This window comes from Psychrobacter nivimaris, from assembly GCF_009812035.1.
In the GTDB taxonomy this organism is placed as follows: domain Bacteria; phylum Pseudomonadota; class Gammaproteobacteria; order Pseudomonadales; family Moraxellaceae; genus Psychrobacter; species Psychrobacter nivimaris.
On sequence record NZ_VZIZ01000036.1, the window covers coordinates 32866 to 47851 of the forward strand.

Here is a 14986-nt window from a genome sequence, read left to right on the forward strand (position 1 = left end):
TTAAAACTTATACTAAAAATACGTCTAGAAGTAGATAAATACTATCTTATCTATTATCAAGTCGTACAGATATTGATAGTACCTGTATCGACAGTATCTGTATCGATACAAATAGCGTAAATCATGTCTGACCTGACTTTTTAACATAGAATACCTGATTAATAGCCCTACAATCCACCTATCTTACTGACTAAGTCTGCAAATAGTTATGTGTTTAGTATTTTTGCTTATCTAATGTCCTCAGAGGGTATTGCGCTAACAATAACGCTAAAAAATGCACTGTTATGGACAAAATGTACTGTTTTGGTGCAAATATCTGCTGATTTTATAAATAGATAAGGCTCAAAAAACGTTTAGAAAATAGCTGGAAATATACGGTTATTTTTATCATGTAAGTTAAATAAAAAAAAGCACAGACAAATCAAAGTTTTGAGCCGGTAAGGCTGTCTATTTAATTCTCTGCTATCAAGGGTTGGCACAATGCTTGTATCAATAAAAACATTGACGCTTTGATTTATCATGGTGCGCTGGGCACGATAAATGATGTACGCTGTATTACTCCGTTACTATTCTGATATTACTGTCGCTAATGAACTGTAGTTAACGATTGGCAATAGGGTTCTTAACACATAGCAAATGATAGCTGTCATACAAAATACTGAAACATATTTAATTGGTAAATGAGTATATAAAATGAGTTGGGCCTCTTCTTTAGCATTAAGCTTTGACACTGTTAGCAGTACAAGTACGGCCAAAGAAGGTACGGCTGATAACTCAAAAACGCGGCTTTATCATCGTAAGCATACAGGTGCCTTGATGGTACAGCGTGCTCTATATCCTGAGCCAAGCGTGCAGCAGGGTATTTGTCACATATTGATGCTGTATCCGCCAGCAGGTATCGCAGGCGGTGATACGCTGTCCATAGACCTAAATTTAAATAGTGGTAGCCATGCTGTTATCACTACACCAGGGGCAGGCAAATGGTACGGCAAGGACAGTGTCAGTCAAAAACATAAAGTTTCATTGGGCAGCGATGTTGCTCACCAAAGTATGAGTCAAGACGAGATAGCTGATTATGCTAGTCAACATGTACAGGCCAACCTCGCAGCACATACCCGTTTAGAATGGCTGCCGCAAGAAAGTATCATTTATAACGAAGCCAATATGCATGCAGTGAGTCGCTTCGATTTGACAGATTCATCTAGCCTACTGACATGGGAGATTAGCGTATTTGGGCGGCAAGCTTACGACGAGCAGTTTTTGCAAGGGCGTTATCATACTGGATTGAATATCTACCGAGATGGTAAGGTTATCGTTGCTGAGCGAGTGGCGCAGGCAGCACAAAATCGCTGGTTTACCTCAAATTTAGGATTAGCAAACCAGCATATTTATGGATCGTTTTGGGCAGTACCAAGCTTAAGCGATGTCCATGACAATCTTGCACTCTCCGCGTCACAAACCACGCAATCGACCGAAACAGCCCAAGCAACTATCAAGCAGTCATTAACTCGCTATCTAGATAACACCATAGCAGCATTACGACAAGTCATTGCTCAAGCACAACTGCCTGTCTACTGCACGCATAATTGCCAAGCGATCAATATCCGCTACATCGGCTCAGATGTACGTGGTTGTTTTGAAGCGTTTTATCAGCTGAGAGAAGTCTTGCGAAATCATTGGTGGCAACTTGAGCCTTGTCGTCCACGTATTTGGGACACCTAATACGGCCACTTTAAACAATGAAACTAAGATATATTGCGACTGTTTTTAATCGATATCAAATGCTTTGAAAACCTCTAATCTGCTATAAATATAATGATAAGTACAACAAGGAATTGTCATGCACCTGACCCCAACAGAAAAAGATAAACTCATGCTATTTACCGCCGGTATGGTAGCAGAGCGCCGCAAAAATCGCGGTGTTAAGCTTAACTATCCCGAAGCCATCGCTTATATCAGTATGCTGCTGATGGAAGGCGCACGAGATGGTAAAAGAGTTGCCGAGCTGATGAGTGAAGGTGCTACGTATTTGTCTGCTGATGATGTCATGGAAGGTGTCGCAGAGATGGTCGATGAAGTGCAAATCGAGGCGACTTTTCCTGATGGCACCAAACTGGTCACGGTACATAATCCCATCGTGTAACGCTGTATACCATTGTTATAGCACTGAAATGCTCACTATAAAATAAGGCGGCTACCATGCAAGCAGGCGAATACCATATCCAAGATGGCGATATTATCTTAAACCAAGGGCGACAGGTACAGACGATCAGTGTGAGTAATACTGGTGATAGACCTATCCAAATTGGCTCGCATTATCACTTTTATGAAGTCAATGATGCCTTGAGTTTTGAGAGAGAGCAGACTCGGGGTTTTCGCCTAAATATTATCTCTGGGACTGCCGTACGTTTTGAGCCTGGTCAATCACGGGAAGTCGAATTGGTAGCATACGCTGGCAAGCAAGACGTCTATGGTTTTGCTGGGCGCGTCATGGGCGCAGCTCATCCAGAAAAAATATCAGAGAGCACTACTGATAAGAAGGTAACCGCTACTTCGAAGAAGCGAGTCAGTCGTCGTATTTATGCTGAGCATTTTGGTCCTACCACAGGCGATAAAGTCCGTCTTGCCGATACTGAGCTTTGGCTACAGGTTGAGGCGGATTTAACCAGTCATAAAGATACAGCTGTTGATCAAGCAGATACGTCGCAAAGTGGTGAAAGTAGTAGCAAGCCTATTGAAATTAAAGGTGAAGAAGTCAAATTTGGTGGTGGTAAAGTCATCCGTGATGGTATGGGGCAAGGGCAGTTACTAGGTGCGGAAGTTGCCGATACAGTTATTACCAATGCATTAGTCGTTGACTATACAGGCATCTATAAAGCGGATATCGGTATCAAAGATGGCCGTATCAGTGCCATTGGCAAAGCGGGCAATCCTGATATCCAGCCTGCTATTGATATTCCTATTGGCGGAGCTACCGAAATCATCTCTGGTGAAGGCAAAATCCTGACAGCAGGTGGCGTCGATAGTCATATTCATTTTATCGCGCCTCAGCAGTGTGAGACCGCGCTGATGTCAGGGGTAACTACGATGCTGGGCGGCGGTACAGGTCCAGCTCAAGGTACGCTTGCCACCACCTGTACACCGGGGGCGTATCATATTGCCTCGATGCTAAAGTCTACTGATAGCATCCCTATGAATATTGGACTACTAGGTAAAGGCAATGTGAGTGTACCAGAACCCATTGCTGAACAAATAGAAGCAGGTGCCGTGGGACTAAAGCTACATGAAGATTGGGGTACAACGCCGCAAGCCATCGATAACTGTTTGAGCGTCGCTGACGACTATGATGTGCAAGTGGCCATTCATACCGATACTTTAAATGAAAGTGGCTATCTAGAGAGTACACTTGCTGCTTTTAAAGACCGCTGTATCCATACTTTTCATACTGAAGGGGCAGGCGGTGGCCATGCGCCCGATATTCTAAAGGCTATTGGCGAGTCGCATGTTTTGCCATCATCTACCAATCCCACTCGACCATATACCGTCAATACCATTGATGAGCATCTCGACATGCTGATGGTTTGTCATCACTTGAGCCCTGCTATTGCTGAAGATGTGGCCTTTGCTGAGAGCCGTATTCGTCAAGAAACCATCGCCGCAGAAGATATCTTGCATGACTTAGGTGCGATTTCGATGATGAGTAGTGATTCGCAAGCGATGGGACGGGTGGGTGAAGTGGTCATTCGTACTTGGCAAACCGCGCACAAAATGAAAGTTCAACGTGGCCATCTGGCGCCAGATGCAACAGCGACCATTGAAGATGAGCAACAGTACATCACTTTAACAGACTATGACCAAAGTACGGACAACGATAACTTTCGTATCAAACGCTATATCGCGAAATATACAATAAACCCTGCGATTACTCACGGTATTAGCGATATGGTCGGCTCAATCGAAGTGGGTAAATGGGCAGATATGGTGCTATGGTCGCCCAAGTTTTTTGGGGTAAAACCTGAGTGCATTATAAAAGGCGGGCTCATTGCTGCGGTACCGATGGGCGATATTAATGCCTCTATTCCTACTCCTCAGCCTGTGCATTATCGTCCTATGTTTGCTACTTATCCAAAATCAGTCGCCCAAACTAGCATCACCTTTATGTCGCAAGCGGCGATCGACAAACAAGTGGATAAGCAGCTTGGATTGACCAAAGTCATTCAGCCAGTACACGGTATTCGTAAAATTCGTAAAAGCGATATGCGCTTTAACAGCTACTGCCCAGATATGGATATCAATCCTGAGACCTATGAAGTACGTGCGGATGGTAAAACACTGACCTGTGAGCCAGCTGATGTACTACCCATGGCACAGCGTTACTTTTTATTTTAGAGCTTATGATATACGTTTATAAGAGCTCTAGGACAGTGAGCCATAAACTATGTACACCAATAGTCAGTTGGTTTCTTGAGTGAGATCGCGTCTTTATTCCCAATACTTTTACCATCAATACTATTGACCAATAGTTTGAGCAACAACAGCCAGAGAAGAATAATGAAAATATTTAATACCCGTTTAAGTACGCTTAGCGATACCCAAAAAGCACAATTGGTAGAACAGTATCAAGCCGATGATTACCTGCTATTGGATTTTGATACTCGTCAGCATTCCCGCTTTAGAGCCATTACTGTTTCAGGTGAGGCAGTTGGTGTTGACTTGCCTCGTACAGGTGTACTAAAAGGAAATGATGTCCTTATCAATGCAGCAGGGGAGTTGATGCAAGTCATCGCCAAGCCGCAAGCGGTGACCAAAGTGACGGCTGACGATGACTTTCTACTAATGAAAGGCGCTTATCACTTGGGCAACCGTCATGTGCCATTGATGTTTGACCACAGTTTTGATCAGGGTAATGCAGGCTATGCGTTATATTTTGAAAACGATCATGTACTTGCACAAATGTTAGAAAATCTTGGTCTACATATCGAGTCTACCTCAGTGCCATTTGAGCCTGAAACGGGCGCTTATCAAACGGGACAAGGGCATTCGCATGGTCATGCTCACTTCCATGCACATTCGCATAGTGACTCTCATAGTCATAAGAAAAGTCATAGCCATGACGAAAGCCACAGCCACGGACATCACCATAGCCATAGTCATCATGATGCGCCTGTAGGTCGTTCAAATGATGGTTAATACCAGTGCTCAGCCTACTCAATCTGCCCAACTTGGACAGCTACTGATGCTGGCATCGAGCAATTTGCCGATTGGTAGTTATACCTATTCGCAAGGTGTGGAGTCAGCGATTGAGTCAGGGGTTGTCTCTGATGAATCCAGTACGCTTACATTTATGCAGGACTATCTAGCGCTTGCAGTCATTGGCTATGAGTTGCCTATATTGGGTCTGATCATGTGTGCACTAAGCCAAGGTCGTGAAGCGATAGCGGCAAATCTAGCACACGACTATCACGCTGGCCTCGAGAGTAAAGAGTTTGTTCTGGAGTCGCAGCAGTTGGCACAGGCGATGGTGTCGTGGCTCAACGAAGTATTGAGTCTTGGCATACCGGCCGAAATACCTGAAGATGGATTTTTGCCGCTATTTGCACATATTGCTCAGCATTGGCAGCTGCCACTAGCGCAGTCAATGACTACTTATGGATTTGCTCAATTAGAGAACATGGTGCTCGCCGCTGTTAAGACAGTGCCGCTAGGACAAATGGCGGGTCAGCGTATTCTTTGGCAATTGCAAAGCGAATTGGGTGCTCAGGTTGATGCTCTAAGCGATGATGTGCAGCATGCCTTTGATACTTTAATTACATCGACAAACACGTCCAATACTTTAGGTAATAGTGAAGAGTCGGACTGTCAGCAGCTATGCCAAGACCTCTATGAATCGCTTAATATCTCGAATAATTTACCCAATTTGGCTATTCTCTCGAGTATGCATGAGGAGCAATACAGTCGGTTGTTCCGCTCATAACTGTACCTTTATTTCTATTTATACTTATTAATATACAAACTGTTTTAGGAAATTAATATGTCTCTAACTCCGCTCAAATCAAAAAATTCTCACGCTGCATTAGACGTACAGACTGATAGTGATAGCCAGAAACCATCTTCTGCCTTATCGTGTTTACGCCTTGGGATTGGCGGGCCAGTTGGTAGTGGTAAGACTGCTTTGACATTAAGACTATGCCAAAACCTGCGTGATACGATCAATATGGCAGTGGTGACCAATGACATCTATACCAAAGAAGATTCAGAGTTTTTGACCCGCAATGATGCCATGCCTGCTGAGCGTATCCGCGGTGTAGAGACAGGCGGCTGTCCGCATACGGCTATTCGCGAAGATGCTTCTATTAATCTGACTGCGATTGCTGAGCTACAAGCGACTTTTGAAGGGTTGGAGTTGATTATCATTGAGTCAGGTGGCGACAATCTAGCCGCGACATTTAGCCCAGAGTTGTCTGATTTGACCTTGTACGTCATCGATGTCTCTGCAGGCGATAAGATACCTCGTAAAGGTGGCCCTGGCATCACCAAGTCTGATTTGTTGATTATCAATAAGACCGACCTTGCACCAATGGTTGGTGCTTCGCTGGAAGTGATGGAACGCGATGCCAAAAAAATGCGTGGCGACAAACCTTTTGTATTTAGCAATATGAAAACAGGCGATGGGTTAAATGAGATTATCGCCTTTATTAAAGAACATGGCATGCTTGCCTAAAGAGCAGATGAGCTTTTACCATTAAAATATAAAGAATAAGGAAAACCCGCATGACACAGTATACAAAAGGTCTTCATATCGAAAACTCTCGCTTCTCACAAGTGCTCTCAGCTCGTCATATCGTGTCTGGTTCGGCTGTGATGATGACATCGCTAATGCTGCCGTCATTGGCGCAGGCGCATTCAGGTCATATTCACTCCACTACCACGCAAGCACCGTCGTTTTTAGGTACGTTGCAAGCAGGACTGATGCATCCAGTCACTGGCCTTGATCATCTGTTTTTGGCAGTAGGCATGGGCATGTTGTTTTATGGCCTGCAAAAGCAGCGCTTAGGCATGATGTCATTGACGGCAGGGTTGTCATTAGGCGCGATATTGGGCACGGCTGGCGTGCTGATTGGCGGTATCGCATTTGCTGCATCATCTGGGCTGATTGAAGTGGCGATATCACTGTCGGTAGTCGTATTGGCTATGGTCTTGATGAGCCAGAAAAGCAGACAAGAAGCATTCTCTGCGCAGACTCATACAGCACGCACACCAAGTATTCAGCAGCTATCACTATTTGGCTTTGGTAGTTTGGCAGTGTTTCATGGCATGGCACACGCAATGGAAGTACCAGCAAATGTCGGTATGAGCGGTCAGCTAGGTTTTTATGCAGGGATGATGGTCACGATGCTAGCGCTATATGCAGTTGGTACGCTGGTTAGTCAGCAGTTGCAGCAACGCTTTAATGATAGCTTGTGGTTACAGCGCGGGCTAGTGCTGCTAGGATTGAGCGCCGTATTTGCACCTGTTTTGGTATAAAGCGCGCTTTATAGTACAAGTACGATGTTTGCTGCTGAACTTACTTAGCTATCGAACACCATAAAAAATGCGCCCCCGATCAAAAGGTCGGGGGCGCATTTTAGTTTTGATAACCGACTACAGCATATCTAAAAAGACAGCTTGTCGTATCAACTACATTGCTTGCTGCTGTTGTTGCTGAGCAGCTAGCAAGTCTTGGTAGCTAACTTCTTTGTCAGTTACTTTACCTTGAGCGATCAAGTAATCTACTACTTGGTCTTCTAGTACTACAGACTCAATGTTAGCGCGCTGCTGCTTGTCATTGGTGTAGTACTCGATAACTTCTGCTGGATCTTCGTAGTTTTCAGCGGCTTCTTTGATGAAGGTTTCTACACGCTCTTGATCTACTTCTAGGCCTTTAGTATCGATAACACGGGCAACGATGATGCCAAGACGGGCAGCACGTAGCGCTTGCTCTTCAAATAGCTCATTTGGCAGCATGTCTTTATCGAAGCTATCAGCATTTGCGCCGAACTGCTGAGAAAAACGTTGCATCATCATGTTGCGTTGACGCTCGATTTCTTGCTCTAGCATAGCGTTTGGTACATCAAACTCGTTCTTTTCTAGCAATGCGTCAAAAGTCGCTTGCTTAACTTGGCTACGCGCAGCGTTTTTGATTTCGCGTTCCATGTTTTTGCGTACGTCTTCTTTCAACTTCTCAACGCCGCCTTCTTTCACGCCGAATAGCTCAAGGAACGCATCATCAATTTCAGGTAGCTTAGATTTTTCAACCAATTTTACGTTGATTTTGAACTGAGCTTCTTTACCAGCTAGGTTCTCAGCTTGGTAATCTTCTGGGAAAGTTACGTCGATAGTTTTTTCTTCGCCAGCTTTCATGCCTTTGATACCAGCTTCAAAACCTGGAATCATTTGGTTGCTACCGATAACTAGTTTAAAGTCTTCAGCAGAGCCGCCTTCGAATTTTTCGCCGTCGATAGAGCCTTCAAAGTCAAAAGTCACTTGGTTGTCTTTTGCAGCCATGCCCTTTTTCTCAACGAATTCTTCACGTTGCTTTTGTAGGTTTTCAATCATAGTGTCAACGTCTTCTTCACTCACTTGTGCAGTGTGACGCTCAACTTCGATCTCATCGATACCTTGTACATCTACTTCTGGGAAGATTTCAACAGTGGCTTGATATACCAAGAAATCGTCTTCAAGTTTTACGTCGTCGATGTTAGGCATGCCAACAGCACGGATGTCTTCAGATTTGATCGCTTCAAACACAGTATCACGGATCACATCGTTGATAACTTCTTGTTGAATGCCAGCACCGTACTGAGAGCGGATGTGTGACATAGGGACGTTACCTTTACGGAAACCGTCAATCTTGGCAGTTTTCGCAACTTGGCGAATACGGCCTTCAACTTTGTTTTGAATTTTTTCAACGGGTACTTTAACCGTTAGCTGGGTTTCTTTATTAGATAGCTTGTTGGTTGTGACTTGTAAATCTGTAGCCATGTTAATTACACCTTTAGGATTAAGTAGTACGTTTGATTAATGAAATAGTACTTAGGGTTAAATTGTAATAGACAGACCGCGCCTCAAATTACGGGCATGTACGACGGGCTGCCGTTGAAATAAATAGGGGATAGCGATAGCGCACAACGTCAAATTCAGTGCCAGTAGCAATCGCCGCTGATACCAAAAGGTGAACCTGCTGAGGTTGTCCATGCTATCAAATATCGATAATAAACCGTTAATGCACCGCATAATAACGCTTTTTGGTGAATTATACAGCCAAATAACGGATTTCAACAAAATTTTAAAAGTAGAACAGTATAATCTATCTGTTTATTAAAGTAAAAATTATCTCTTTGACAGCATGTTTCCTTATGTTGCTTGCTCTTATATGGCTTAATTTTATATAAAAATTTAGCCAGATTCGTATTCAATAAATCAGATAACGGACAAGAAACAGCGGCAAGGTTGCAAGCGCATTATGAGCATTGAGCGCGCTTACGGATAGTTATGGATAGAACAGCTACAAATACTTATAAAGGTAGCTGCGCCAATAGCTGTTGGATTGCCTGACCACGATGGCTGATGCTGTTTTTATCAGCAGCGCTTAGACTAGCCGCACTGGCTTGCAAGTCAGGTAACCAAAACAATGGATCATAGCCAAAACCGCCGTCACCATGTAGCGTATCCAAGATTTCGCCATGCCATAATCCTTGGGCGACAATCGGTAGCGGGTCATCGGCATGACGCACCATTGCCAGTACGCAAACGAACGTACCTTTGATCGGAGCATTCGGATTTGCTACGCGGATAGGCTGCAAGTCAGCGACGAGCTTGGCATTATTTTTACTATCGTTACCATGCTCACCAGCGTAGCGAGCAGAGTAGATACCTGGCGCATTACCTAGTACAGGCACGCACAGTCCCGAATCATCAGCAATTGCAGGCAGCCCACTGATACGGCTCGCATGACGGGCTTTAATAATGGCGTTTTCTATAAAGCTTAGACCATCCTCGATCGCATCTTCGATATCGAGTTGACCTTGCGGGATAATCGTCACGTCCAAGTTCGCTTCGGCAAATAGTCGTTTAAACTCAGCCAATTTGCCTTTATTGTTACTGGCCAGTACCCATTGGTTGCCAGATGTCGGATGGGTAGCAGTTAACGAGTTAACAGTGGTGCTCATAGAGTCATTCCGTTATATGAAAATGATGAAGAGTTATTATTTGAGTAGGTTTTACTTATCTTTTATAGCGTTAACCGATAAATTATTTGTCGATTGAAGTAGTTATACTAATCATGATAACGCATGAGTTTAAAATGAATGCAGTTACTGCTTAATAAATAACCAATCGCTATACAGATTGTACGGGCTATAACATTTGGTAACTGATATTATTGGTCACTACTGCTATAATAGATACCAAGCTACAGTGAATTATATCTTATAGCTTGTGAATATTAAGTTAATAAAAGTCTATAAAGTCAGAGACTTGGCTTTTTGGCGAAGAATAATAGCAATAAGTAACTGCTAGGTTAATTTTGGATTCATAATGATACGTGATATTGTATTGAGCAGTACCGTGTATCAAGCAATAAAGTTCATTTCAAACAATAAACTCAGCCAATTTAGTCCGCTATTTTATAGTGTTTTTTGCGGTGTAAAAATAGCGTAAAATTCAGTTTCTATAAGCAAGTTTTTATAAACTAACGGCTAAACAGCAAGGATAAAATAATTATGTCAAACATTACTTTACCAGACCTACCATATGCAAAAGACGCACTAGAGCCACATATCAGTGCCGAAACGCTAGAGTATCATCATGACAAGCACCATGCTGCTTATGTAAACAAGCTAAAAGACATGTTGCCAGGTTCTGGTCTAGAAGACAAAACATTGCCAGAAATCATCGTAGCGACTGCTAAAGATGACAGTAAGCAAGGTATGTTCAACCAAGCAGCTCAAGTATGGAACCACACGTTCTACTGGAACTGCATGACGCCAAAGAACGGCGGCGGCGAACCTACTGGCGATCTAAAAGCAAAAATCGAAGAAGATTTCGGCAGCTACGACAAGTTCCGTGAAGAGTTCAAAAATGCAGCATTGACTCAGTTTGGTTCAGGTTGGGCATGGCTAGTCGCTGATAAAGTCGGTGGCAAATTGTCAATCGCCAAAACTGCTAATGCTGATACTCCACTTGCACATGACCAAGTAGCGGTATTGACTTGTGATGTATGGGAACACGCGTACTATGTAGATTATCGTAACCGTCGTCCTGACTATGTTGACACGTTCCTAGACAAGCTAGTGAACTGGGACTACGCAAACGCAAAATATAAAGGTCAAGATGCTGGCGTTGAAGAGTAATCTTTAACGACCAAGTATTTGATTAAAAAAAAGGACACCGCGAGGTGTCCTTTTTTTTGTGATAACTTTCTATATAGCTTTCTATTTTGATATCTGATCAACATATATCTTTAATAAAGCATTTCAATCACGCTATTAGGCAATACCGCCGTTTGCGCTGATATTTTGTCCAGTAACCCAAGCGGCTTCTTCACTGACTAAAAATGCTACCACACGAGCGATATCGACTGGTTCACCGATACGGTTAAACGGTGACATGCTAGCAAGTCTTTCTACCGTGTCATCCGCTTTACCTTGATGAAATAGCTCAGTATCAGTAGGGCCGGGAGATACTGCATTGACCGTGATGTTGCGCTCGCCAACTTCTTTGGCAAAGATTCTGGTGAGCTGATCGACCGCACCTTTGGTCGCACAGTAGGTGCCGTAACTAGGTAGTAGCATACGAGTGGTCGTACTTGAGAGGTTTACAACGCGGCCACCGTCATTGAGTTTAGTCGCAGCTTCACGCAATGTATTGAACGTGCCTTTTACATTGATAGCAAATATACGGTCAAAGTCTTCATCGGTGGTCTCGGCAATGGGTTTATTAATCATTATACCTGCGCTATTGACCAAAATATCTGGCTTACCAAACGCGCTGATAGTGGCATCAAACATTGCTTCGACTTGCTTGGTATTGCTGACATCAGCTTGAACGGCAATGGCTTCACCGCCTGCGGATTTAATCTGACTTACGATATTATTGGCTGCTGAATCATCATTTGCATAATTAATGACGGTTTTAGCCCCTGATTCTGCAAGTGATAAGGCTATCTGTGCGCCGATACCTTTTGATGAACCGGTTACAATCGCGACTTTATTTTTTAGTGTTGTCATCGATACTTTCTCCAATAGTATAAGTGAATATCAGCACGCGCATATGGCGTTTTGACTGATGTCTCTTGATTAGTAGGATATAAGTTACCAGTGTGCCAAACCAATAAATAGAGCGATTCTGTAGGCTTGTTTTGGATAAATTTATCTATTGTGTCTATGCGGATGTAAAGCGTAGAGTTTAAGAGGTTGGCGTGGAAAGTTAGTCTCTAGCTATTGAGAGTTTGGAAGAAAAAAGGACACGGTGAGGTGTCCTTTTTTTTGGTTTGAGTTTTATTTTGTATGTAGATATAGGATTGCTATACTACTTTATACTAACCCCATTTTACCTAAAACCTCAGTAATAAAGCCTTGTGCTATCTCTGTCGGTGTAACTTCAGAATCCCATTCGGATTCTTGAGTAACAGGGTTATATCGTCTTCTTGAGAAATCACGACCATCTAAAACTAGTTCGCGTAATGTGATTCGATCTTCAGACTCATAGTCGTCTAATTTCTTATTACTTCCTGCTCCATCTTGCATTGAAATCAGAATACATACAGAATTACCAAAGTTCTTATAGTCATCAGAAGATTTGAAATGCTTAGCAAACCAAAAAATGAAGCGTTGATCTACCTCTCCATACGCAAATCTTAAGCCAAAAAACCATGCCTGAGAGGCTCTTCCCTTATTTTTTAAATCTTGATATTTTTCAAAATCTATGCTGCCATAATCTTTGAAACCAATAAACATATCACTTAACTCTTCATTCAATTCGCTGCAAAGATTTGAAAACTCTAGTTTTAGTAAATCAAAAGTTTTCTGAGCAATTAGGAATGAACGGTGGTCAGTTTGTCTTACTTTTTCAGAGGCTGCTTTTGCAATACCTTTGACCCATGAACTACGAGACTTTTCATCTCTTATAATTACTAAGTAACGCTGACTCATTCTTAACACATTTTTAGCAATAATTTCTAGGAGTTCTTCACCGTTGTTGAGGTCAGCTTGTTCAAGTGCTTCATAGTAGTTTTTTTCACGATCTTCAGGTTGTACTGATGCTGGAACATATCTATCTTTTAACAAAACATAGTCCTGTAGCATTCGAGCAATTCTTCCATTACCATCTGTAAAAGGATGAACTCTAGCAATAGCCCAATGCATCCAAGCTGCTTTTTGGATAGTATGTACATTTAGACTAGATTCAACCTCTATAATTTTTTCTATAAGCGACTGAACGTCCATGTGTGAAGGAGGGCTTATCTTAGCGCCAGATATCGCTACATCCTTATTTCTAAAACGGCCAGCATTTTCATCATCAATATTGGTCAACATTTTCTGATGTAGTTCTTTAATCAACTTAACACTCAAAGGTAGTTTATTTTCTAAACAATCTTGTAAATATAAACAAGCATCGGCGAGGTTAATTACTTCCTGCTGATCTTTTCGAGATCCAGCTTCCAAGATACCAGAGCTTAAAACAACGATAGTCTCTCTTCTAGATAGAGAGTTACCTTCAATTACTGCAGAGGCATGAACCCTATCAAATAATATTTCTTCTTGTAATTTATGAGTTATCTCTGCAGTTAGAGGACGTTGCTTATCAATTTCTCTTACGCTTTCATCAACTTCAGCTAAGTAGTCAATAGTAACTCCTTTAGGCTTGAATAGACTAACATTCGCAATGCTTTCAAAAATATCCATTTATATATGACTCCAATTATTTATGCTTATACTATCGATAATATAAATTTCGAACAAACATAATATCTTAAGCTTAGATTATATAAAATATATGTTAGAAAAATTCAATTGACGTTATGCTATTTTTTAGATTTGAATAGTCATGGTTTACTAACGTCAATGCACCTCAAACCCAAAATTACCCAACGCTTCTCGCAGCATCGCGATATTATAATAGGCGTGTGCATTTACAGTGTTTTGAAAGAAAATATAGAGCGTATCAAAGTGCTGACGCTGATTAGCAATCGCTTGCGCCCAGTCCTGCATCTCAGCCTCGCTATAACGATAATCATGGCGATCAGCCGCACTCATCGCATCCCACCAGTTTAGATTATTGCCGTGCATACGCAGATAGCCAGTGCGTTCAGTGAATATCAACCGTGACGGCGGTAATCCGCTGACCTTGGGGTAATCAACGCTGCACCAAATGAGCCCTTGCTGCCGAAAGCTATCGACCACTTGCGGCGTGTGCCAGCCGTTATGACGAAATTCAATGGCGAGTGGATAGTCTTGAAACCAACTAACTAGGTTTGCTAAATAGAGTCGATGCTCGCGAGTACGATTAAAGCCATGCGGGAACTGAAGTAATAAAGGCGCTAAAGCATCTGCTTCGATAAGCGGGGATAAGGCGTTTAGAAATGCCTGTGAATGTTCAGCAGTGCCTTTGCGTGCATGAGTAAAGTCTTGGTGCAGTTTGACGGCGAACTTCAACTGACTGTCAGCTTGTACATAAGCTTTATCAACCATCCCAGCAAAGGCTTTTTGTCCGATGGGCGCATAAAACGTGCTGTTGATTTCTACTGCGCCGTATTGCTTGGCGTATTCACGTAAGAAGTCGGTCTTTTTGGTACCGGTAGGATACAGCGTACCGAGCAAGTCGGTATCGCTATAGCCACCAGTGCCAAGGTAAATGCGCGGGGTAGGGGAACTGTCCATGTTGACCACTCACTGCCGTTTTGGGTAATAAAATTTACTACGATATCTGTTATCGGCTGCTATTCGAC

The 14986-nt window shown here is 42.7% G+C and carries 13 protein-coding genes; 8 read left to right on the plus strand and 5 right to left on the minus strand.

All coding sequences use genetic code 11. From position 1 onward, the window contains the following. Window positions 1-693 precede the first annotated feature (693 nt). The 7 genes from FQV37_RS12195 (at window position 694) to FQV37_RS12225 (ending at window position 7524) form a co-directional block, all read left to right on the plus strand. Window positions 694-1722 carry an urease accessory protein UreD gene (locus tag FQV37_RS12195; protein ID WP_160023332.1) on the plus strand — a complete coding sequence of 343 codons (1029 nt, stop codon included), beginning with the start codon at window positions 694-696 and terminating at the stop codon, window positions 1720-1722. Between the two features lie 118 nt (window positions 1723-1840). Continuing rightward, entirely contained in the window at window positions 1841-2143 is a 303-nt protein-coding gene (gene ureA / locus FQV37_RS12200; RefSeq protein ID WP_057761815.1) for an urease subunit gamma, read from the plus strand. A gap of 56 nt (window positions 2144-2199) precedes the next feature. Continuing rightward, the gene (gene ureC / locus FQV37_RS12205) at window positions 2200-4389 is read left to right on the plus strand and encodes an urease subunit alpha (protein ID WP_160023334.1); all 2190 of its coding nucleotides are present in this window, start codon (window positions 2200-2202) and stop codon (window positions 4387-4389) included. A gap of 162 nt (window positions 4390-4551) precedes the next feature. Then, entirely contained in the window at window positions 4552-5190 is a 639-nt protein-coding gene (gene ureE, locus FQV37_RS12210; RefSeq protein ID WP_160023336.1) for an urease accessory protein UreE, read from the plus strand. Further along, a complete protein-coding gene (locus tag FQV37_RS12215) occupies window positions 5180-5974 on the plus strand; it encodes an urease accessory protein UreF (RefSeq protein ID WP_160023338.1) in 795 nt (264 codons plus the stop codon). Before ureE ends, FQV37_RS12215 begins: the two co-directional genes overlap by 11 nt. A gap of 57 nt (window positions 5975-6031) precedes the next feature. After that, window positions 6032-6721: an urease accessory protein UreG gene (ureG, locus tag FQV37_RS12220; protein ID WP_160023340.1), complete on the plus strand. Its 690-nt coding sequence runs from the start codon at window positions 6032-6034 to the stop codon at window positions 6719-6721. A 50-nt stretch (window positions 6722-6771) separates the two neighbouring features. Next, complete coding sequence (locus FQV37_RS12225) at window positions 6772-7524, plus strand: HupE/UreJ family protein (protein ID WP_160023342.1); 753 nt, start codon at window positions 6772-6774, stop codon at window positions 7522-7524. 153 nt (window positions 7525-7677) lie between these two features. On the opposite strand, the gene tig is transcribed toward FQV37_RS12225, so the two are convergent. After that, window positions 7678-9021, minus strand: coding sequence for a trigger factor (gene tig / locus FQV37_RS12230; RefSeq protein ID WP_160023344.1), 1344 nt, complete (start codon window positions 9019-9021; stop codon window positions 7678-7680). A 533-nt stretch (window positions 9022-9554) separates the two neighbouring features. Then, window positions 9555-10208, minus strand: coding sequence for an RdgB/HAM1 family non-canonical purine NTP pyrophosphatase (rdgB, locus tag FQV37_RS12235; protein ID WP_160023346.1), 654 nt, complete (start codon window positions 10206-10208; stop codon window positions 9555-9557). Window positions 10209-10760: 552 nt separating this feature from the next. On the opposite strand from rdgB, the gene FQV37_RS12240 reads away from it, so the two are divergent. Then, the gene (locus FQV37_RS12240; protein ID WP_160023348.1) at window positions 10761-11390 is read left to right on the plus strand and encodes a superoxide dismutase; all 630 of its coding nucleotides are present in this window, start codon (window positions 10761-10763) and stop codon (window positions 11388-11390) included. Window positions 11391-11525: 135 nt separating this feature from the next. Here the strand turns inward: FQV37_RS12240 and FQV37_RS12245 are convergent, their stop codons facing one another. From FQV37_RS12245 to FQV37_RS12255, 3 genes are all read right to left on the minus strand, one after another. After that, window positions 11526-12266, minus strand: a complete 741-nt coding sequence (locus tag FQV37_RS12245; protein WP_160023350.1) for an SDR family oxidoreductase — start codon at window positions 12264-12266, stop codon at window positions 11526-11528. Window positions 12267-12572: 306 nt separating this feature from the next. Further along, a complete protein-coding gene (locus tag FQV37_RS12250) occupies window positions 12573-13943 on the minus strand; it encodes a Fic family protein (protein WP_160023352.1) in 1371 nt (456 codons plus the stop codon). Between the two features lie 156 nt (window positions 13944-14099). Further along, complete coding sequence (locus FQV37_RS12255; RefSeq protein WP_160023354.1) at window positions 14100-14918, minus strand: DUF72 domain-containing protein; 819 nt, start codon at window positions 14916-14918, stop codon at window positions 14100-14102. Window positions 14919-14986 lie beyond the last annotated feature (68 nt).

What these genes read in the sequence shown, in the direction of transcription:
- FQV37_RS12195 (WP_160023332.1), top strand. Translation starts at nt 694, where the DNA reads ATGAGTTGGGCCTCTTCTTTAGCATTAAGCTTTGACACTGTTAGCAGT.
- ureA (WP_057761815.1), top strand. Translation starts at nt 1,841, where the DNA reads ATGCACCTGACCCCAACAGAAAAAGATAAACTCATGCTATTTACCGCC.
- ureC (WP_160023334.1), top strand. Translation starts at nt 2,200, where the DNA reads ATGCAAGCAGGCGAATACCATATCCAAGATGGCGATATTATCTTAAAC.
- ureE (WP_160023336.1), top strand. Translation starts at nt 4,552, where the DNA reads ATGAAAATATTTAATACCCGTTTAAGTACGCTTAGCGATACCCAAAAA.
- FQV37_RS12215 (WP_160023338.1), top strand. Translation starts at nt 5,180, where the DNA reads ATGATGGTTAATACCAGTGCTCAGCCTACTCAATCTGCCCAACTTGGA.
- ureG (WP_160023340.1), top strand. Translation starts at nt 6,032, where the DNA reads ATGTCTCTAACTCCGCTCAAATCAAAAAATTCTCACGCTGCATTAGAC.
- FQV37_RS12225 (WP_160023342.1), top strand. Translation starts at nt 6,772, where the DNA reads ATGACACAGTATACAAAAGGTCTTCATATCGAAAACTCTCGCTTCTCA.
- tig (WP_160023344.1), bottom strand. Translation starts at nt 9,021, where the DNA reads ATGGCTACAGATTTACAAGTCACAACCAACAAGCTATCTAATAAAGAA.
- rdgB (WP_160023346.1), bottom strand. Translation starts at nt 10,208, where the DNA reads ATGAGCACCACTGTTAACTCGTTAACTGCTACCCATCCGACATCTGGC.
- FQV37_RS12240 (WP_160023348.1), top strand. Translation starts at nt 10,761, where the DNA reads ATGTCAAACATTACTTTACCAGACCTACCATATGCAAAAGACGCACTA.
- FQV37_RS12245 (WP_160023350.1), bottom strand. Translation starts at nt 12,266, where the DNA reads ATGACAACACTAAAAAATAAAGTCGCGATTGTAACCGGTTCATCAAAA.
- FQV37_RS12250 (WP_160023352.1), bottom strand. Translation starts at nt 13,943, where the DNA reads ATGGATATTTTTGAAAGCATTGCGAATGTTAGTCTATTCAAGCCTAAA.
- FQV37_RS12255 (WP_160023354.1), bottom strand. Translation starts at nt 14,918, where the DNA reads ATGGACAGTTCCCCTACCCCGCGCATTTACCTTGGCACTGGTGGCTAT.